Here is a 1,347-nt window from a genome sequence, read left to right as displayed (position 1 = left end):
CCCAGTGAGACTAGAAGGGCAGGCGTTCCTGGTGGGGTCTGACTCAATCAAACCCTGGCCTCGACAGTGAGTGTCTTTGCTCCGATCTGTCGGCTCCACTGGGGCGTCTGCAGGGCGCGCCCCGAGCCGGTGCCCGTGACTTGATAGGAGCCTGGCAATAGGTCCCGTCACTGGTCTGTCCGCTCACCGGCCCGGCGCGTGCCACCTCAGTCGTTCCCTCAGACGAAGGTGGCAGGTCCAGGATGGCACGAGGCGGCAAGAAGCCGAAGAAGCGGCGGATCGTGGGCGGAGTCGACACCCACGCCGACACCCACCACGCCGCGGTGGAGTTGATGAACGGTGGCCGGATCGCCGACGCCCAGTTCCCCGCCACCGCCGACGGATACGCACAGTTGTTGGTGTGGATGCGCTCGTATGGGCGGCTGCACGCCGTCGGGGTTGAGGGCACTGGGTCCTACGGTGCCGGCCTGGCCCGGTATCTGCGCGGCCATGGCGTGCACGTGGTCGAGGTGAACCGGCCCGACCGGCGTCAGCGCCGCAATCTGGGCAAGTCCGACCCGCTGGACGCCTACGCGGCAGCCGACGCCGTGCTGGCCGGCCGAGCTCGCGCGCTGCCCAAGGGCGGTGACGGGATCGCCGAGTCGATCCGGGCCGTGCACCTGGCCCGCTCGGGCGCGATCAAGGCCCGCACCGCCTGCATCAACGAGCTGCGCAGCCTGCTGGTCACCGCGCCCGCCGAGCTGCGCGAGCGGATGGCCAGCACGTCAGCCCAAGCGCTGGCCGCCGCCTGCGCGCGGCTGCGCCCGGCCGCAGACCTCGCCGACCCCCTCCAGGGCACCAAGCTTGCCCTGCGCAGCCTGGCCCGCCGCTACCAGGCCCTGACCGCCGAGATCAAAGATCTCGATGCCCACCTGGCGGCCCTGGTCGCCCAGGCCCGCCCGGAGCTTTTAGCCGTGCACGGCGTCGGGCCCGAGACCGCCGCCCAGCTGCTGATCACCTGCGGCGACAACCCCGACCGGCTCACCTCCTCAGCGGCCTTCGCCGCCCTGTGCGGCGTCGCCCCGATTCCCGCCTCCAGCGGCAAGACCACCCGGCATCGGCTCTCGCGCGGAGGAGACCGCCAGGCCAACCGTGCCCTCTACCTCATCGTGCTCGCCCGCATGGCCTGGTGCCCCCGCACCCGCGCCTACGTCACCCGCCGCACGGCAGAGGGCAAGTCCAAGAAAGAGATCATCCGCTGCCTCAAACGCTATGTCGCCCGAGAGCTCTTCAAAGTCCTCACCAGCCCAAACACCACGAGCAACGATCTTCGCGTCGCCGCTTGACAAACATAGGAGCATCGGAGCG

1 protein-coding gene is annotated in these 1,347 nt (G+C 70.0%); it reads left to right on the top strand.

Annotation, left to right across the window (positions count from 1 at the left end):
* The first annotated feature begins 242 nt into the window (after positions 1–242).
* Positions 243–1,325, top strand: a complete 1,083-nt coding sequence (locus ACFY3V_RS39665; RefSeq protein WP_389780472.1) for an IS110 family transposase — start codon at positions 243–245, stop codon at positions 1,323–1,325.
* Positions 1,326–1,347: the final 22 nt, after the last annotated feature.

Origin of the sequence: Streptosporangium sp. NPDC000095 (genome assembly GCF_042899335.1) — a bacterium.
GTDB lineage: Bacteria > Actinomycetota > Actinomycetes > Streptosporangiales > Streptosporangiaceae > Streptosporangium.
Note: the sequence above shows the minus strand (reverse complement) of the source record. Positions and strands in the feature narration are given on the sequence as shown.